The organism is Xanthomarina arctica, from assembly GCF_014638915.1.
Lineage (GTDB): Bacteria > Bacteroidota > Bacteroidia > Flavobacteriales > Flavobacteriaceae > Xanthomarina > Xanthomarina arctica.
Window position 1 is genome coordinate 622,474 of sequence record NZ_BMFQ01000002.1, and the last position, 18,654, is coordinate 641,127.

Below are 18,654 nucleotides of genomic sequence, written 5' to 3' on the forward strand. Positions count from 1 at the left end.
GTGTTAGCGTATTTTATTATTCATAATATTCAATCATTCTTTCCCAAACCATACTCAAAACACCTTTAGAACTCCTTTTTTTTGTAATCCAATTTCCATTTTCGTCATAAACATATTCGAAAGAAGTCTGATGAGTTTCTTCATCTTGTTCATTAAACCAGTTCTGAACAGTAAGATTATTCATTTCATCATATTCAGATACAAATTTTATATAAGTGCCATCAGAATTAAATTTAATTTCTACATTCTCATTTCCATCATTGTCGAAGGCATATGTCCTTCTATCTTTTAAACTGCCATCCGGTTTATATCTATATTGCTCAATTTTTTTATTATCGAAATTATAATTGTAAATATATTTCCAACCATTTTTGCTATCAGGATTTTTTAATAACATTTCTATATTATTTCCAATTTCGTCATACTTATTAGATTGAATTTTAGTTAACTTATTTTCCGAATCATAAGTTTTGACTTCAATCATATTATTATTTGAATCGTATTCGTAAGTCCAATAACTTTTTATTTCATCCAATGAATTCTTTTTTGTTGCTTTTAGGGCATCTCCGTTTTCCTTTCTTTCATAAACAGTTTTTTCATAAAGTAAACCGTCTTGTTCGTATTGAGCATTTTCTATCAATTTCTCGTTTTTGTCAAAAACCATATAGGAACTAATGTTTGAGTCGAATAGATTTTTACGGTTTTTTAATTCACCATTTTCAACTTTATACAAGACTTGTTTTTCCATTTTAATTTTTGGATTAAGACTGTCTATAGTTGATTGAGCGATAAGATTTGTTCCGGAAAATGAAATTAGCATTCCGATTAATAATATAAATTTCATTGGTTTGATCATATGATGTAAAAATCGTTATACAAGTTATAAATATAACCATTCTAAAATAACAGAGTTAACCATACTAATTTACACTACTTTATAAAACACTGGTTACAGAAACCCCTACTCTACTATTTTTTCTTTTGTTTTCTTTGAGAATGCCAAATACCGATTTGTTTAACAAGAGATTAAAGGTGAGCTAGTTACCAATTAAAGGATTTTACTTGTTATTGGGGTTGCTTTTTCTGTATTACGAAAGAACATTACTCCTAATAATATTAAAACTAGTATCTTTTTTTTTATTTCCTTCTTATAGTTTCTAACCATTTTTTATAAGCTTTGTTGTGCTCGTCTTATTCCCTAAAAGGTATAAAATCAGACTTGCTTTATTTAGTTAGTTTGTTACATTTTCCTTCTTTAATCGTTCTAATAATATACCAACCCATTAAATTTTAGAAATGAATCAACTTGTTGTAGAAACCAAAAATCTCAATTTTTCATATTCCAAAGACAAGAAAGATATTGAAGACTTAGAGCTTAAAGTTCCTAAAGGAAGTATTTATGGTTTTTTAGGTCCAAATGGCTCAGGGAAAAGTACCACCATTCGTCTTATTCTTGGTCTCTTGAAGAAAAACTCTGGAACTGTTGTTCTTTTTGGTGAACTCTTTAATGGCCAATCAAGACTTAAAGTTTTAAATAAAGTTGGTGCCTTGATAGAGAATCCGTCTTTATATGAGCATTTAAATGCCATTGATAATTTGAAAATATCCGCTAATTACAGGCAAAATATTTCGTCGAGTAGAATTTTAGAAGTATTAGAGATTGTAAACCTAACCAACGCTAGAAACAAAAGGATAAAAGAATATTCACTAGGAATGAAACAACGTTTAGGATTGGCAATTGCTTTATTAAGTAATCCTGAACTCATTATTTTAGACGAGCCAACAAATGGATTAGACCCGAAAGGAATTATAGAAATGCGTACCCTTATTAAAGACTTGAACAAAAGGTTTGGGACAACCATTTTTATTTCAAGTCACTTGTTAAGTGAAATAGAAAAAACCTGTACACATGTTGGTATTATTAGGAATGGTAAGATGTTATATCAAGATACTGTGGCGAGTTTAAAAGAATCTAAAGGAACAAATATCAAAGTTGAAATAGAAGTAGATAATCCTATTGAAGCGTTGTCTGCACTTAAGGATTTGAAAATGGAACACATTTCGTTGCTTGATGGTTTTATACAAATTGAAGTAAAAAATAAAAATGAAATTACAGAGGTGATTGATATTTTAAGAGCTGAAAGCATTAATATTTATCAAGTATCGATTAAGAACAATTTAGAAGAACTCTTTTTATCATTAACCGAAAATTAATAGTATGTCAGCAATATTATATTATACCGCAAGCTTAAAAAATGAACTTATTAAGTTAAAACGAACCTTTGCTTTTTGGCTTACCATTATTAGTGCCGTCCTTTTTCCTATCTTATTTATTGTAGCTTACATTTTTGAGCGTAAAACTTTAGTGCCATTAGCAGGAATAAATCCATGGGAGAAATTTATGGTGACTCAAATTGCAAATTCTACTCCCTTTTTCATACCCATGTTTATTGTTTTAATTACCAGTTTGATTATGCAAATAGAGCATAAATCTTTAGGAATAAAACATTTATTTGCACTACCTGTACCCAAATGGAGCATCTATTTCGGGAAATTAAGCATTGTTATTTTAGCCATCATCATTACATATGTATACTACTATATAGCAATTCTCTTATCAGGTGTTTTATTAGGTTTTGTTTACCCAGATTTAGGGTTTTTAAATTTTCCGCCAGAACATTGGCGATACCTAAAAATGTTAATGACATCTTTTGTGGCTTCTTTTGGTATTATTGGTATTCAATTTTGGTTAAGTTTCAGGTTTAAGAACTTTGTTATTCCTTTAGGCTTTGGAATGTTCTTAGCCATTATTGGAATCATTGTTTCACAAGCGCCACAACTATCCATTTATTTTCCATATTCGTTTAGTGTTTTATCAGTTTCTCTAGGTGATAAAATGCCCTTGATTTTTGGTGTTTCCTCTGTTACTATATTTAGTATCATGTGCTTTTTAATAACAAGTGCTTTTGGTTATTACAACATTAAGACCTTAAATATTAAATAAGCAAATAGTAAATTATTAAAGACTTTTACTTATTTTTTAACACTGTACTTTGTTGGCAGTAGTTATTTTAAATAAAAAGAGCCTTTGTATTAATACAAAGACTCTTTTTCTTGATTTTGAAGGTTAGATATTTTCAACCATTAAAATTTCTAGTTTTCTTTCTCCATCCTTAAAAGGCCAATTTATTATATCGCCTGCTTGTCTCCCAATTGTAGCGACGGCAACATCTGATAAAATAGATAATTTCCCTTTTTTATTGTTTGTTTTCGTGGTTGCCACAAACATGTACTCTTTTTCTTTGTTGTCCGTATGATCTTTAATTTTTACACGTCTGTTTACCGTAACAACATTGTTTGGTAAGTCTCGTCTAAGTACTTGTTGGGCGTTTTTTAATTCTAGAAGTAATAATTCTTCTTCTTGTTTGGTTACTTTTTTTCTTCGAACATGATCTTTAATCATATCGTATATTCCAGTTGTTAAAATTACATTATTTGACATCATATTTTTTTTTTGGATTCCCTTCCTAATACCATGTAGTTTTGACCCAATCATTCAAAATAGTGTGCAGTATATTGCGCTCCTGTTTTTAATGACTAATAGGCGTGTTAAGAAGAAAAAAGATTAATCTTTGAGAATAATAAAGAGGTGCCCTGTTTTGAGTCGTAACAGGGATTAATTAATGAACTCTTTTGAATTTTTTAAAAAAATATCGTCATGTAAGTAAGATAATGATGGCGCTAAACCTAACCGGTTTTTTTTAGTATATAGAAAGTAAACTGCTACCATTTGTATTAAAATTAACGAGTTACAAAGCTAATCATTATATTTAATCTTTGCAATATTAAAGCAACTAAGGTCCTTTAAAAACAATTATTCTTTAAATTACCTTTAAGGTGTCCAGTTTTTGAATTCGGACGATTTTTTTAATTTTTGGGTGTTGGGCGCAGTTCTTTTTAGTTTAATTTAATTCCTGCTTTCACAAAAATATTCTCTAGTTCTTTTTCAATTGGAAATGATTTTAAAGGTGGAACATTCGCACCTCCAGTATTTCCAACTGGAATTTTTCCAACAAAGGATTTCACACCTCCGAAAATAAGCCGTGGAATTTGTCCCATAATTTCTTTTCCGCTTTTAATTTTAATACCGAATTGCAACATTTTCCAATGAACAAAGGTATGAGCAAAAGGATATTTCTGTCCGATAATATGCGCTCTTTCCAAATGATTCCACGCACTTTTTAAATCACCGTTTGAGTTTTTAATTCGGTATTTATCCAATTCTGCTTTATAATATGGTTTCAAACTTTCAGGTATTGACGTATAAAATTTCATGTCTTTATTAAGTTTTCTAATCGTTTGTAGTTCTAAAATTCTGTTTCCGACAATTTTGGGGAACAAGTTTGGCAAAGGTTTTTTTGCATTGTTACGCCACTAAGTTAGTAAGCTTGGCGTCAAGCTAGCTTTATACTATTAATTCGTAAAAATCTCTTTTCCTATCTCTATTTCCGCACCTGATTTTATCTTGATTTCGTTGTTTATCTTGTACTGTTCTTCAATTAATGCTTGTAATTTCGCGAAGTTTATTTTCAAAGAATTTGCAGAAATACTTATGGGCGAACCAAATTTATCATAATTTGCTCTCATGGCCATTTTGCCAATTCTATTCTTTTTTAAGTCAATATAATACTCCGGATTTGATACTTCAAGCATCATAAATTTTTGCGAGTGGACTTGCTCCATTCGTATTCCAATTATATCGTTCCATTTTACTAATCCGATACTTGTACCACCTGAGTTATCTGTAATTCCTTGTTTGTTAATAATTAAACCAGCTTTTTTGTCAAATAATTTTTTGAAAGCGAATATGCTGCATATTCCAAAAAAAGCTACTCCGACTATTCCCAAAATCTGCATAAATTCAGAACTTCTTGGGAGACGAAAGCCATTTGCAAATTTTTCTGGCTCCATTAGAAACCAAATTCCGCAACCCACGAATATTAAAGCACCAAGAAATATCAAAAAGATTTTGTTTCGGTTTAATGGAATTATTATTTCTTCATTCATAAGCTTATTTTTTCTCAAATGTACCTAAGGGTTTTATATGTGAACCGAACCGTTCTTGCTTGTTTTAGAGGGTTTTAGATTAAAAATTAGATGAAAGCAAGTATGCCCTTTCCTTTGATTTAGCACTAAGCTATGTGTTTTTTATATATGGCATAAGTTTGTAGCAATTATTTATTAACTTGGAATAATTTTCATCTTACAGTAGTCATTCTCGAAATTTTACCGTTTATTATTTCATAAATGGCAATCGCATTGTAATTGTCGCCATTAACAGTCAGGTATTCTTCGTCGATAACTACACTTCCAATTATTATACGATTCGTAATTTCACAATGTAAATCAGGTGTTTGCGAAAAGAAATCACTAAAAGTTGTACGTAACTGTTTTTCGCCTTGTATATAAAGTCTATTCGGAAAATCATAGGCTTTTACTTCGCTATCGAAGGTCTTAACAAAAGCATCAATATTCTTTGAATTAAATGCTTCTAATTGTTGCTCTACAATAGCTTCTGCTTCTGGAAGTTCTTCTTTTTGTTGAATAAAAGTCTTACTGTTTATCTTCCCGTTTTGTATTACATACAGTACAGCACGATGATAGACTTTACCGTTTATATTTAAACGTTCTTCATCTATAACTACCTTTCCTTTATGAATGCGTTTTAAAATTTCAATACTGGCTTTGGGATTATTTGATAAGAGCGCTCTGAAATCTGAATCTAGTTTAGAGTAGCCTTCATAAAGGGTATCATTGGGGAAATTTTGAACAATTACATTATCGGCATAAAAGGATGTCAAACTTTCTAAATCATTATTGTTAAATGCTTGAACATGTTTTTGGATTACAGTAACTGGTGATTCTTCTGAAACCAGAGCTAATCGCTTACCGTCTGGACTAATGGAAACTCTAGAAATCTCATTTATTTCGTCTTCTTTGAAATGCTGTAATATATTCATACTATCATTAGAAGTATTGAATTGGGCAATTAATTTCCCATCGGGAATCAAAATTATATTTTCTGAGAACCAGCATATATCGGCAATTGGAATGGGTAAGGATTTTATGGTTTTTATATCACCTGTTGTAGGATTAAGTGATTTTATTGTAGATGAATTGTTTTCATAACTTATAAAACTAATTAAATTTGAATTTGGAATTTTATGCAAGGAGCACCCAACATTATTATGTACCGTTAGATTGGAATTATCCTTTAAATTAGAGATAACTAAGTCCATCTTATCTCCTACTAAAACTGATGAAACCAAAATGTCTTGATTGTACCAAACATGATAGCCTACTTTTAAATCTTTTAGAATTATTTCGGGTTTTCCAGTTGCTAAGTTGTATTGGTATAATCGTTGTACTCCATTATCATCCAAACGCACAGCGGAAACAGATTCTTTGTTTGGAATTCTTAATGGGGAATACTCACTTCCTAAAGAAGTGTTGGTTATCCAAAAATGCTCACCTGTACTTATATTGTAACTTTTAATATCGGTTTGATTGTTTCTTGTAGAGGAGAATAGAACCGTATTATTGTCGTAAAACGAGGGTTGGTTATCATACCCGGCACTATTTGAAATATTTTTAAGGTTTTTCAGTTCTATTACATCCTTGGTGCTTGTTATATCCAATAAAAAAACCTCCGTATTGGATTGAGCCATAAGATTTACAGAAATTGCAAATAAGGTTAGATATATTATTTTTTTCATTTGCTATTCCTATTGGTTGGTTACCTGGTTAAACCACTAATTTAGGAAATATAAACGGAATAGGAAATTTCTGTCGGTAGACAGGCATTCTCAAAAATTTCGGAAGTAGGTTGCGACTAGCAATTAATTATTTACGGAATTAGTAAATCAGTTTTTAACCGAACTATAATTTCGCACGTTCATTTCCATTTTTATTCAATTCACCCCTCAATCAGGTTTCTAGCTCCTTTGTAAAATAATACTGAAGCCATCATCATGAACACATGACTGATGTCTATATGGTTAAACCATTTATCTAAGCCAATTTTGAAAACAAAAAAGAATGCTCCAATAGAACTGACTAGCACACCAATTAATATTTGCTTGCTTCCTTTGTTTTTTACCTTGTAGTAAACAAAACCAGTAAATCCTGTTACTATAATGGCCATTCCATATCCTGCATGAAAAAGTACAAATTGGAAGTTTAATGTTACGAGTGATAGAATTAAAAAAACAAGTAATTCTATAATGTTCAATTTTGAAAAGAAGGCCCCTATTTTGGGATCAATCCACTTTCTCGAATATTGTATCACAGCACGTTCAAGTAATGCGATAGATAACATGCTTGTTATCCATCCTGGAAGCTTCATATAAAATGGCAAATAATGTATGAGTGCATGACCTAATACGCCACCTAAAAAGGTAGCCAAACTCATTGAAAGAAAATAATACTTAAACAACTTTTGGACCTCAGAATTTTGAGGTAATGCATTCAATTTTATATAAGCCACGAAACAAATGATGGAAACAAAAACATCTGTTAATGTATTTACTGGCTCGTATAACACAAGTCCAAATAACTCAATGGATGGTTGTGGGTCTAACAATTTCTTCCTTTTGTTTTAAACGGTTTTTAATGAGGTATACTAATTGAATATTTTCAATTGTCTTTTTTCAGCTTATAAAGCTAAGATACTAAATCTTTGATTTCTAAAAACAATCTGAAATAAAGGTTAAAAAACTTAGCAGCTTGTAAGCCATAATCTATATTGTTTTTAAGTACACCTATGTCATTCAATTCAACTATGGGCTGATATGGAATACAGCATCAACACCTATTGTTATTAAAGATTAGTAACTGTATTAAATGTTCTCTGTAAGCTGTTTTTCATTTAATCATTCGGAGTATTCAACACCAACATTTTTTTATTAGCTGTTGTATGTAAATGGAATCATAATAATATATTTCTTGATTGCATACTTGTAGCCCTTCAAGAAAAATCATCTGCTAAGTAACCTATTGGATTTGTTTTTTTAATACCTTTAAAAATTATTTAACCCATGCAGAGCTTTTACTTTAATCGATACATTTTTTTTGGCTTCCTACTCATTTCCAACCTGGTTATGGCGCAAATTGAGCAAAATGAGCTCGATAGTTTAGAGCAGAAGCTGTATGGGAAGTCTAAACCAACAACAGACAGTATCATTCTCTTGGGAACTCGTATCCTATCTCTTAGCAATTCTGATGAACAAAAAGCAAGAATCTTAGGGAAAATGGCCATCACTTATTTTGAAAAAAATGATCTGAACCGCTCTACCGAATTGTTTTTTGAAGCAAAAAATATGGCCGAAAAGTCTGGTAACCATGAATTGATTGTCAAAATATACGGATCGCTTGCTCACCAATACGTACATTTAAAGTTAAAGGATAAAGCCTCTTATTATCTAAACAAGGCCATTGAGGAAATTGAAGAGTTGCCCGTGGGTGACAAAAAAGACTTTCTAAAAGGGCTTTCTTATTTAGAACTTGGAAATTTAGAATATGACAATAAGAATTACCTGTTGGCTAAGGAAAACTACAAGCAATCGCTCAAGGAATTCCAAAATATAAGCACCCGAGATGAAAAGATGAACTACCATTATAGGAGATCATTTTATAATATAGGTAACTCTTTTGTGTATTTGAATGAACCAGATTCTGCAAAGTGGTATTTGGAAAATGCATTACAGATACAGAATGACAATGTAGACTTAAATTTTTTTATAAAAAATGCCATGGCAAGGGTTTATAAACAAAAAGGCTTGCACCAACAGGCAATTGATTCTCTCGAAATAATGTTGCAGGATGAAGCATTTACGGATATCAGGCTTAAATCCGAAATGTATCAGGAACTTTCACAGAACTATAAAAAACTGGAAAATAACGAGCAATATTATAACTACAATGAGAAATTTATTAAGCTTCGAGACTCTCTTCAGTTAAGTGGCTTAAGTGCTATCGATTCTGCTATAAATACAGAACAAAAAGAATATATTTTGGCGCTTTCTGAATCCGATAGAACTAACAAAAACCTTATTATTGCCAGCTTAACTTTTTTAATACTGCTAACTTTGACCATACTGTATCTGGCAAATAAGAAAAAGAAAGAACGTCTTATTTTTGAGGATATTATTGGCAATTTAAACTATAAGTTGCATCCTTTGGTTGAAGATGAGAAGAAAATCACCATTAAAGGAGGAGGCAATAATATCCCAAATCCAGTAGAACAGGATCTTCTCTTCAAACTAGAGAAATTTGAAAAATCAGGAAGGTTTACTAATCCTAAATTAACTATAGCGACATTAGCGGTGCAATTAAAAACGAATACCTCCTATCTTTCTGAAATTATCAATAATCACAAGGAGAAAAACTTTAATGCTTATATCAATGAATTACGCATTAAATACATTTGCGAAAAAATCTACACACATCCAGAATATTTGAATTATAAAATTAGCTATTTGGCGGAAGAAAGCGGATTTGCTTCTCATAGTTCCTTTTCTACGGTTTTTAAAACAGTGACTGGCCTATCTCCTTCCACGTTTTTACGCGAAACCAATAAAACAAGTTCTAACACTACTAAAACAGAACTAACAAGCTAATATATAGCTGTTTAAAAACTAATCACAGCTATTAAAATCCTTGATTTTGAAAGGTCTTTTTTAGGTTAGCCTTGATACTGGCATTATATTTAGCAAAAACTAAATAACAATATGAATAAAATTTTATTTACAGCATGTTTGCTGACAGGTTGGATTTCAATGGGACAAGATTGTTCTTATGGGACAATGTCTGAAAACTCCATAAATGGTAGTAACATTTCAACAGGTGGTGCCTATGAATATTCGGGAGCCACAGATTTCGACATTCCTTTTGGAACCCTATTTTCAGTTGAACAAGTGTCGATTAATGTATTAAAAGGAACAGAGGATCTTACCTATGTAAATGTGTATTTCTTAGAAGATTTACAAGGAAAACCTGGAGAGGCCTTCCAGACATTTGAAAATGTAGTTCCAGTAAATCAAGAATTAATTTTCACGGTTGAAAATGAATCATTTGATGGGTATACCATTACACTTGATATTCCGGTGCCTTTTGATGTACCAAAAGGAAAATATTACTTACAAGTTAGAGCAGCAACCTCGGATGGATCCAATGTGTTTTGGGAGATTACTGATGAAAACACGACCAGTTTAGGGCGTTTTGATTATGCTAATTTTGGTGATGAACCTTGGTTTGGAGGTTTTTCTTATTATGATTACGTATTTCAGGTTAGTGGCACTTGTTCCGATACCGGTGAAGAACAACCAGATTATGGAGATGCTTGTGCTCAAGAACATACTGCGAATAATCACGAAACTGGTTTAAACTTAAGGACGGGAAGCTTGGCCGATGATTTTTTTGTAGCTGAAAACACCACCTTTCACTTAAATCATTTAAAAATTTCCACACTTCAAATTGGTAATGTTGTGAATGCGAGTATCAAAATTAGAAATTCAGTGAATGATGCACCAGGAGACATTGTTTATTCTGTGGAAAATAAAGCACCCATTACAGAAAACTTTTTTGGTTATTGGCCATATAATGGTTTTCCTTTAGATGTCGTAGCGGTAGACTTGGAGTTTGAGTTCGAACCTATAGAACTTGCTGAAGGTCATTATTTTGTGGAAGTAAGCGATGTGGTATACTTTCAATATACCGATTTTTTAGCTTGGGAGGCTAAAACAACTTCTGGTATTGGTGGTAGCGCTTATGAATCATATGATGGTGAAACTTGGACGGAAGTTTCAGGTTTTAACTTGGTTTTTGATGTATCAGGCTACTGCGAGGAAACTCTTGGAGTGGAAGATTTTGCATCTGTTAATGTGAGCGTATATCCAAACCCAGTAACGGATCGATTACACATTAACACTCTAGAAAATATCCAAAAAATAACTTTAGTGAATGCACTTGGCCAAAGCATACGGAGCTTACCATCCCACGCTGAAGACATTGCAATGGCATCTTTACCAAATGGACTTTATATCTTGACAGTAGAGCTAGCTAACGGCAAAAAACAAACCTTTAAAATTGTGAAGCACTAATATTCAGCTTTATGTAATTAAAAATCCGTCTCATACCAGTGAGACGGATTTTATATTTTATTGAGATAGGAAACTTCTTAGTAGCATCCACAAACTATCTTTCAGTCTGATAAGGTTTATTAGTTCGAAACTTTTAAACCCATTCCTTTCAATCCTTTAATTATCTATTTCATAAAACCATAATTCAATAGGTCTTAATTCAAGTTGAGGGATTAGCTCCTGACTCCTTTTTTTACTTGATCTCTCCTAACTAAACCTCTAAGATACTCACTATCATTACTATATTCTCCAGTTATAATTCATGACTTTATCCACCTATCTTGTTTTTCTATCTGTAGACATTTATTTCGTGTTTAAATATTCAAATTATTGATTCAATTTCACAAAACTTATGCAATCATCGATGCATCTTATCCAAAACCTCAATAATCTCTGCTTTCTTACGTACAGAAACTGGGACATTTTCGCCGTTTTTAAGCATGAGATAGCCACCATCCGTTTTAATAAATTCACTGACGTAATCTAAGTTAACCAAATGACTTTGGTGGATGCGGATAAAATCGTAGCTCTTTAGCATGTCGGCAAAATATTTCAAGGTTTTGGTAACGAATATTTTACGTTTGTCTTGAAGATAAAAAATGGTGTTATTGCTGTCTGATTCGCAGCGGATAATATCGTTTAAACTCACAATAATAATCTTGTCGAGTGTATGCAAGGAAATTTTATCTGGTTTTTGCTCTGGTGCAGACAAGGTTTCCTTTAAAATGTTTAAGCGCTCTTTATTAGGTTGAATTTGTTGTTTAGCACGGGTTACAGCTAGATCCAACTCTTCATAAGAATAAGGCTTTAAAACATAATCTATAGCGGCAAATTTAAAGGCTCTAATAGCAAACTCATCACTTGCAGTAACAAAGATGATTTTGGATTTTAAATCTGGAAAAATTTCCAAAATATCAAAGCCTGTCCCATCACCTAACATGATATCTAAAAACAAGATATCGGGTTGTTTTTTACGTAGTAACTTGGCCGCTTCTACCACACTTTGAGCGGTATCGATGACTTCAATTTCTGGATGCCTCGTTTCTAAATCGCTTTTTAAAAGTTGTAAAGCATCAATCATGTCTTCTACTATAATAGCTGTAAGCATAGGTCTCTAATAATCTGTTAATAAAGGAATTTTAAAGGTAATTTGTGTGCCACCAATACTACCATCGGCATTTTTAATTTCTGTAATCTGAAGCGCATTTTCTCCAGAAATAGATGCTAGGCGTTCTTTTGTAACGGTAAGCGCCATGGATTGGTGATCAGTTTTTTCTTTTGTTTGCTGAGATTTAAAAATACCAATCCCATTGTCTATGACTTTACAATGTAAATAGTGCTCGGTGGTGCTAAATTCTATTTGAAGGTCTCCTGCTTTGTCACCTTTTAAAATACCATGACGGATGGCATTTTCTACAAAGGGCTGCATGAGCATGGGTGGCAACAGAATTTCCTCTGGATCTAATTGGCTCTTATTTGTAATAGAAAAGGTAAAAGGCTTTGCCGCCATTAACTGCTCTACGGTAATATAGTGTTCTAGGGTTTTAATTTCCTGTGCTAAGGTAATTTGATCTTTTCTAGAATTGTTTAAGGTTTCTCTAAGTAATGTCGCAAAACTATTGATGGTAGCATTCATCTTATCGGGTTTGTTGATGGCCATACCTTTAATGCCGTTTAAGACATTAAAAATAAAATGCGGATTCATTTGTAATTGGAGGGCTTTATGTTCCAGAGTCAGCAAATGATTTTGCATTTGTAATTGGGCTTTATCTGTTTTGTTTTTTAATCGGATTCTTCTAATATACAACCAACCGAAAAACCCTAAAAGTAACAGAGCTAAACCTATAACTGTCCATTGAAAGGCTGCTTTTTTGTAAAGCGGACTTTCAATAAAAAAGTTGAATGTTATGGGCGTGCTTTCCTCCCATCTATAATTTCTCGATTGTGCCGAAAACTGATGCTCCCCATAAGCCAGCCCTGCAAAGTTTTGTTTGTTTTCTTTAGACCAAGGACTCCAGGCATTTTTGTTTAATCTGGATCTGTATTCAATTTGATTGGGATGATCGATGTCCACAGATCTGTAAGCAAAACTTACTTGGGTTTGGTCTGGAGTTAACTTGAGAACTTTGTTGGAATTGGTCCAGGTTTTTAGATTTATAGAATCGACACTTTTATAAGCGACTTGCACATCATTAAAATAGATTTCAGGCTTGATAGTACTTTTACTATCTACACTAGGAATGTATTCAGTTAAACCATAAAGGGCGCCAAACCAAAGGTGGCCATTAGCATCTTTATCCACGGCATTTAAACAGGTTTCGATTCCCAGAAAGCCATCGTTTCGTCCAAAATGATAAATGTCTTCTATGATATTGGTTTGGTCTAATTGTATTTTATCCACGCCTCGTTCTGTACCTGCCCACAAATAGCCTTGATTGTCGAAGATTAGTTGGTAGATGTTTTCTGAAGACATTTTTTTAGCCCCATTTAAGGGTTTGAAATTTAATGGATTTTCATCTGTTTTTGAGACCCAAATCCCTTTCCCTGCAGTTCCTAGAAATAAATTATCTTGATGAAACAAGAGGGTTCTTATAGCTGTTTTCTGATTTAAAACAGCCCCTAAAGCTGTATGTTCTCCATTTTTAAGATAGCCTAGTTTTCCAGATTGTGTGGCGTACCAAAGTCTGTTTTGGGAATCTAATGCCAGGTCGTTGATGTATAAATCTGTGATGCCAGATTTTGTTCCATATAGGTTATTAATAACCAAACTATCTTTATCCGAATTATAATGAAACTCCACAATCCCACTAGAATAAGTTGCTGCCCACATGGTATTTTGGCCTTTAACCAGTTTCCGAATCCAATCGAAGGGAAAGCCATTTTCTGTGTTGTACACCTTATATTTAATGACTGTTTTTGGGGAAATTTTTGTGATAATGTTTAAAGAATCTGTATCATCTACAACCAAACTATCAACTGTTTTTGTGGTTCTTAGAAGTACCCCATTTCCATCTGATCCTGCCCAAATAGTACCATAATTATCGCTTGCTATGGTTTTAATTTTGACGTTTGAAAAGCCTTTTATTTTAGGAATATCGTGAATTCCTAAAGAATCTATTTTTGTTAAACCAGCCTCAGAACTAGAGATCCAAATACTATTATTTACATGATGTACCGCATAAATACGATTCCCTTTCAAACCAGAACTAGCATCAAAATGCTGAAAATTGTTTTGGAAATATTTATAAAAACCACCCCCAGATGTTGCTATCCAAATATTCGATTGTCTGTCTGTAAATGTTTTTCTAATATGAGAAACCGAAAGGCCAGTTGTTTTATCTATGCTTCTTTTTTCTGAATAATTCTCGGAATCTATAATGGTAATCCCATCATTATCAGTAGCAACCCATATTTCATTTTTATTATGAAGCGACATGCTATTAATTCCAAGAGGTTCTTTTAATAAAAGAGGTACTTCTTTTTGTTTTGAGTCTAAGATTAAAATACCATCTCTATATGTTGCGGCAAAAATTTTATCGTGGCTGAAAACAAGGGATCTAAAATTGTTTGCTTCTATTTTTTCTATTTTAGGCGTATTGCCATCTAGTAAATTTGCTTTATATAAACCTATATTAGTTGCTAACCAGTAGTGAGTTCCGTCAAAAACAAACCCATTTACGATGCTGGAATCTATCTCTGCATTTAGACTTAGTTTTTTAAGTTTATCTGAATTAGAATAGCTGTAAACTCCTTTTTTTGTTGCTAGATAAAGTTTGTTTCCTGACTTGAAAAATTGGTTTATCTGAGGACATTCAAAATTTGAAAAGCTATTTTTTGTTTTGATGGATAGCCCTAGATTGGTTCCAATATAAAGGCTGTCCTTAGTTGAATATAAAGCTTGAATGTAATTTGAAAGCAACCCATCATTCTCATTCCAAACCGTAAAATCTGTGCCGTCAAAATTAGAAAGGCCGCCACCTTGAGTCCCTAACCATAAATAACCAATTTCATCTTGAATAATATCGTATACCTGAGATTGTGGTAACCCATCTTCTATACCATAGGCCCTTAACTGGCTATTTTGAGCCCTGACAAAAGAGCTTATAAAAAGCAGGCATAAAAGAGAGTATGTTGTGAGGTTTTTCAAATGGGGATTTTGTTTTAATTAGATAATAATCCTTTGCTTTATAATAAATTCAATTTTGATGGATATTTTTTCAACTGATAAATTGAAAACAACCCAAGAGCAACTTCCGCTATGACTCCAAAAATATAGCCACCTGTTGGTAAACCATCTGCAATCATGCTTAATATTCTCCCAATGGCAAGACTCAGCATAAACAGTATATTTAGTTGGGTTGCACTTTTCCAATATTTGGTTTTAAAAATTCCAAGAAGCCAAATAACAGAAACTCCTAAATATAAACACATAATAGCTTTCAACATATTTGAAAGATCTATCGTGTTCACTTGAATATCTAAACGCTCTGGCAAGATTGATGGGGAACTATAAATTATTGCTGTTGGTATTATAATCGATAATGAAATAAGAAGATGCAAGTTTTTTAAAACCCAATTTGTTTTTTCTGTCATAGTCTTTACTTCTACGTTTCGGTTTTAGAGTTATTATTTTTCAACTTGCTTGTAACAAATATAAACAAACACAGCTTAAAAAATTATGGCATTCCTTTATAATATGTGATATAAACTAGCATCGCTAAATTCGGGGCTTCTATATTCAGTAGCATCATTTTCTTGCAAAATAGGTTCTAAAACACAAAGCACAGTTGTTTTTCCTTTAATACTAAGTTTGTTACCATGGATGTCGCTTTTCCAACGGTATTTTTCAATAGGAATATTTAGCTTTAAGATTACGCTGGCCATTTCTGGAGATTCGGAAACCCAATCCATAATAGCCTCTCTATCTGTAAGCTCAGGGATTTCTGTAGGATCATTAAAGGTAAACTCCCATACTACTGGAATATTAAATTTATAACTATACACTTGGCCTAGGTTTGTTTCTTCTCTTGTTTTTAAGGCTGTAAACCAATCGATGTTTGTGTTGGGATAAGAAGCTTCAAATTCTTTAGAAAGGGCTAATGGTCCAGGAGATCCTGCCGTTGGATAATAGCCGTAATAGGGTTTTGCTAAATAGTGACCGGCGTATTTACCTCCAAAGACATTAAAAAAAGAAGAAGCTATTATTTTAGGAGTTTGTGAGCTGTTTTGGGTTACAAAAAGGCGTTTTAAAGCTTCTAATAACTCTTTATTTTCTCCTAACCCACAGGAATGAAAAACAATTTGTGCATCAGAATTAAAATCATCTTTTAGAAGAGGCATGTTATTTTTAGCATGAGATAAGCTTTCTACAGTGATACGTTCGCCATTTTTAATGGTTTTTAAAGACATTCCCAACCAAGAATTACTATGACTTACTATATGAATATTCTTGAATGTTTTATTAGAGTTTTTATTCAGGAAGCTTATAATTTCAGCTATAGAAAATAAACTATCTACAACCTGTATGTTTTTTGCTTGAAAATAATTTTTGGCATTATCATAATACCTGTTGTCATCTTCATCGAAGCCAGCAATAAAGGCGATAGATTCTTCTGCTTTTGTATCTTCTATAGGGAAAGCAAGTGCCGTTTCCGGAGTTTGCGAAAACGGCTTCTTGCAACCTAACATTAGAATAAATAGCACTATGAGGTGATATATTTTCATTACTACTTTTTTAGAAGTTATCAGTGATTCTATTTTCACTAGTTTCCATATTTCCAGCGAGCTCTAAGGAATCTTCCACTTTTACTAATTTGTAACCATTCCATTTGTATTGGCTGATAATTAGTTTCTTGTCTTCTTTAGCAACATCATTTTTAGCTGTGGCATAATGATCTGTGATAAAGGTTTCTAAAACCAATCTACTTTTGACACCTTCCATATCTGAAGGAAAAATAAAGGATTCTGTTTTTGTATAAGAAGCATCCGAATGATCTATTAAACTAGCGACATTAGCGAATCTGCCATTGTTCCAAAAAATATACATTTTACCTTTTAGATCAGTTCCTTTAGCACCTGGAATATCCAAAGCGATAATGTCTTCTACATTAAACAAACCTTTGTTCCCAATGTTTTTCATTTCTAAGGCCGTAGCTTGGTGTCCGTCGAAAACAATTTTATCAATTTGAACTCCGTTTTTAAAAGCTCTTAGCTGGTGTTTTTGTTCTAAAACCCCGTCTTCATTTACTGTAGCGCTTTCAAAACCATAGGCAAATTTGATGTTGTGACTAGCTTCGCTACCAAAGGTTTTTTGTGCAATTAAACCGCCCCAAACCCAGCCAGAATCGTTACCAATACTCACGCGATACCAATTGCTTTTGATACCATCTATGGTCTCTTCATTTTTACTTTTCTCTTGAATGACTAATTTGGTGCCAATAGGTAATAAGGCTACTGCTTCACCTTTTATCGACGGATTTTCACGTAAGTACACATGGTCTGCCAATAGGTATTGATACGAGACTTTGTTGACGTTGGTACTTGAGGTTTCGAAATTTACTTCTGGTGTTGTTTGTGCAAACACTGTGGACATGGCTACTAGGCATAATCCTAGGATACTGTTTTTTACATTTTTCATTTTGATTATTATTTAAGGGTTATTAATTATTGTCAATACCTGTATAGGCTATTGATTCGTTGTTATTAAAGTGATCCTCATTCCACGCAAAACTTTGTAGAATTTGATGGTCTTTAATGGTATGTTTTTCGGTAAAACTGACTTCTGTTTTTAGTATGATGGCATTTTTACCAAGCTCTTGAGCCGGAAATATGTATTGAATTTCGGAGGTTGCATTTTCGCAATACGCATTTTCAATTGCTGGTAATGAAATAGATTCGTTGGTCTCTGTTACCATAAAATAATGGGTTTCTACTTGGTTACAACATGAATTATAATTGATTTCTACTTTGATAATTTCGTTAATGTTGTCCAGGTTTGGTTTTTTAAGAGAACTGATAGTGATATCTTCAAAAAAATCCAGATCTAGGATGCTTAAGGTTGCTATTTTTAAAGAGGCATCTTCTGAAGCCACGATATCAAAACGAACTGAAGCATAAGCGTCTTGCTTGGTTTCTAATCTATTTGCTACTTCATAGGTATTAGTTGGGATAAATTCTTGGGCGTGTAGTTGTAAACTGAAAGCGGTAATTAAAAGAAGGATAAACTGTTTCATGGTATTTTATTTAGGTTGTTGTGTTTCTATACCTCAAAGTTAAGAGAGAACGAAAGGGTTATTTGGACGCTTTTAGTATTCGTAGGCTATTATCTAGTATTCGTAGCATATACTGTTATTAGACTGTTTAAGACCTTCTTTACAGGCTGTTTTATTGGATATATAACAAAAGAAAAACCTGTAAATTTTTTAAGATTTACAGGTTTCATAAACTTCCTATTTTT

At 32.6% G+C, this 18,654-nt stretch carries 16 protein-coding genes; 4 read left to right on the top strand and 12 right to left on the bottom strand.

Translation table 11 applies throughout. The features are described from left to right. Positions 1 to 16: 16 nt before the first annotated feature. A complete protein-coding gene (locus tag IEV77_RS09050) occupies positions 17 to 844 on the bottom strand; it encodes an RHS repeat domain-containing protein (RefSeq protein WP_188463998.1) in 828 nt (275 codons plus the stop codon). 452 nt (positions 845 to 1,296) lie between these two features. On the opposite strand from IEV77_RS09050, the gene IEV77_RS09055 reads away from it, so the two are divergent. Both IEV77_RS09055 and IEV77_RS09060 read left to right on the top strand, forming a co-directional pair. After that, on the top strand, positions 1,297 to 2,214 hold the full coding sequence (locus IEV77_RS09055; protein WP_188464000.1) for an ABC transporter ATP-binding protein: 918 nt from the start codon (positions 1,297 to 1,299) through the stop codon (positions 2,212 to 2,214). A gap of 4 nt (positions 2,215 to 2,218) precedes the next feature. Continuing rightward, positions 2,219 to 3,004 (top strand): ABC transporter permease, encoded by a 786-nt coding sequence (locus tag IEV77_RS09060; protein WP_188464002.1) that lies wholly within the window; start codon positions 2,219 to 2,221, stop codon positions 3,002 to 3,004. 123 nt (positions 3,005 to 3,127) lie between these two features. On the opposite strand, the gene IEV77_RS09065 is transcribed toward IEV77_RS09060, so the two are convergent. The 5 genes from IEV77_RS09065 to IEV77_RS09085 form a co-directional block, all read right to left on the bottom strand. Further along, positions 3,128 to 3,502, bottom strand: a complete 375-nt coding sequence (locus IEV77_RS09065) for a GreA/GreB family elongation factor (RefSeq protein ID WP_188464841.1) — start codon at positions 3,500 to 3,502, stop codon at positions 3,128 to 3,130. Between the two features lie 455 nt (positions 3,503 to 3,957). Continuing rightward, positions 3,958 to 4,335 carry a DUF3703 domain-containing protein gene (locus tag IEV77_RS09070; RefSeq protein WP_188464004.1) on the bottom strand — a complete coding sequence of 126 codons (378 nt, stop codon included), beginning with the start codon at positions 4,333 to 4,335 and terminating at the stop codon, positions 3,958 to 3,960. A gap of 138 nt (positions 4,336 to 4,473) precedes the next feature. Further along, positions 4,474 to 5,067, bottom strand: a complete 594-nt coding sequence (locus IEV77_RS09075) for an STM3941 family protein (protein WP_188464006.1) — start codon at positions 5,065 to 5,067, stop codon at positions 4,474 to 4,476. A 191-nt stretch (positions 5,068 to 5,258) separates the two neighbouring features. Further along, positions 5,259 to 6,776 (bottom strand): nuclear transport factor 2 family protein, encoded by a 1,518-nt coding sequence (locus tag IEV77_RS09080; RefSeq protein WP_188464008.1) that lies wholly within the window; start codon positions 6,774 to 6,776, stop codon positions 5,259 to 5,261. A 200-nt stretch (positions 6,777 to 6,976) separates the two neighbouring features. Then, entirely contained in the window at positions 6,977 to 7,642 is a 666-nt protein-coding gene (locus tag IEV77_RS09085) for a DUF6962 family protein (protein WP_188464010.1), read from the bottom strand. Positions 7,643 to 8,159: 517 nt separating this feature from the next. Here IEV77_RS09085 and IEV77_RS09090 point away from each other — a divergent pair. Together IEV77_RS09090 and IEV77_RS09095 are read left to right on the top strand one after the other, a co-directional pair. Then, the gene (locus tag IEV77_RS09090; protein ID WP_188464012.1) at positions 8,160 to 9,677 is read left to right on the top strand and encodes a helix-turn-helix domain-containing protein; all 1,518 of its coding nucleotides are present in this window, start codon (positions 8,160 to 8,162) and stop codon (positions 9,675 to 9,677) included. A 111-nt stretch (positions 9,678 to 9,788) separates the two neighbouring features. Then, positions 9,789 to 11,159, top strand: a complete 1,371-nt coding sequence (locus IEV77_RS09095; RefSeq protein WP_188464014.1) for a T9SS type A sorting domain-containing protein — start codon at positions 9,789 to 9,791, stop codon at positions 11,157 to 11,159. 397 nt (positions 11,160 to 11,556) lie between these two features. Here the strand turns inward: IEV77_RS09095 and IEV77_RS09100 are convergent, their stop codons facing one another. From IEV77_RS09100 to IEV77_RS09125, 6 genes are all read right to left on the bottom strand, one after another. Further along, positions 11,557 to 12,306, bottom strand: a complete 750-nt coding sequence (locus tag IEV77_RS09100; RefSeq protein WP_188464016.1) for a LytR/AlgR family response regulator transcription factor — start codon at positions 12,304 to 12,306, stop codon at positions 11,557 to 11,559. Between the two features lie 6 nt (positions 12,307 to 12,312). Beyond that, positions 12,313 to 15,345, bottom strand: a complete 3,033-nt coding sequence (locus IEV77_RS09105) for a ligand-binding sensor domain-containing protein (protein ID WP_188464018.1) — start codon at positions 15,343 to 15,345, stop codon at positions 12,313 to 12,315. A 38-nt stretch (positions 15,346 to 15,383) separates the two neighbouring features. Then, positions 15,384 to 15,791: a DUF4345 domain-containing protein gene (locus tag IEV77_RS09110; protein ID WP_188464020.1), complete on the bottom strand. Its 408-nt coding sequence runs from the start codon at positions 15,789 to 15,791 to the stop codon at positions 15,384 to 15,386. Between the two features lie 96 nt (positions 15,792 to 15,887). Further along, on the bottom strand, positions 15,888 to 16,922 hold the full coding sequence (locus IEV77_RS09115) for a hypothetical protein (protein ID WP_188464022.1): 1,035 nt from the start codon (positions 16,920 to 16,922) through the stop codon (positions 15,888 to 15,890). 10 nt (positions 16,923 to 16,932) lie between these two features. Further along, positions 16,933 to 17,835, bottom strand: coding sequence for an SH3 domain-containing protein (locus IEV77_RS09120; RefSeq protein ID WP_188464024.1), 903 nt, complete (start codon positions 17,833 to 17,835; stop codon positions 16,933 to 16,935). A 22-nt stretch (positions 17,836 to 17,857) separates the two neighbouring features. Then, entirely contained in the window at positions 17,858 to 18,430 is a 573-nt protein-coding gene (locus tag IEV77_RS09125; RefSeq protein ID WP_188464025.1) for a hypothetical protein, read from the bottom strand. Positions 18,431 to 18,654: the final 224 nt, after the last annotated feature.

What these genes read in the sequence shown, in the direction of transcription:
- IEV77_RS09075 (WP_188464006.1), bottom strand. Translation starts at nt 5,067, where the DNA reads ATGAATGAAGAAATAATAATTCCATTAAACCGAAACAAAATCTTTTTG.
- IEV77_RS09090 (WP_188464012.1), top strand. Translation starts at nt 8,160, where the DNA reads ATGGCGCAAATTGAGCAAAATGAGCTCGATAGTTTAGAGCAGAAGCTG.
- IEV77_RS09115 (WP_188464022.1), bottom strand. Translation starts at nt 16,922, where the DNA reads ATGAAAATATATCACCTCATAGTGCTATTTATTCTAATGTTAGGTTGC.
- IEV77_RS09055 (WP_188464000.1), top strand. Translation starts at nt 1,297, where the DNA reads ATGAATCAACTTGTTGTAGAAACCAAAAATCTCAATTTTTCATATTCC.
- IEV77_RS09050 (WP_188463998.1), bottom strand. Translation starts at nt 844, where the DNA reads ATGAAATTTATATTATTAATCGGAATGCTAATTTCATTTTCCGGAACA.
- IEV77_RS09100 (WP_188464016.1), bottom strand. Translation starts at nt 12,306, where the DNA reads ATGCTTACAGCTATTATAGTAGAAGACATGATTGATGCTTTACAACTT.
- IEV77_RS09060 (WP_188464002.1), top strand. Translation starts at nt 2,219, where the DNA reads ATGTCAGCAATATTATATTATACCGCAAGCTTAAAAAATGAACTTATT.
- IEV77_RS09080 (WP_188464008.1), bottom strand. Translation starts at nt 6,776, where the DNA reads ATGAAAAAAATAATATATCTAACCTTATTTGCAATTTCTGTAAATCTT.
- IEV77_RS09110 (WP_188464020.1), bottom strand. Translation starts at nt 15,791, where the DNA reads ATGACAGAAAAAACAAATTGGGTTTTAAAAAACTTGCATCTTCTTATT.
- IEV77_RS09070 (WP_188464004.1), bottom strand. Translation starts at nt 4,335, where the DNA reads ATGAAATTTTATACGTCAATACCTGAAAGTTTGAAACCATATTATAAA.
- IEV77_RS09125 (WP_188464025.1), bottom strand. Translation starts at nt 18,430, where the DNA reads ATGAAACAGTTTATCCTTCTTTTAATTACCGCTTTCAGTTTACAACTA.
- IEV77_RS09120 (WP_188464024.1), bottom strand. Translation starts at nt 17,835, where the DNA reads ATGAAAAATGTAAAAAACAGTATCCTAGGATTATGCCTAGTAGCCATG.
- IEV77_RS09065 (WP_188464841.1), bottom strand. Translation starts at nt 3,502, where the DNA reads ATGTCAAATAATGTAATTTTAACAACTGGAATATACGATATGATTAAA.
- IEV77_RS09095 (WP_188464014.1), top strand. Translation starts at nt 9,789, where the DNA reads ATGAATAAAATTTTATTTACAGCATGTTTGCTGACAGGTTGGATTTCA.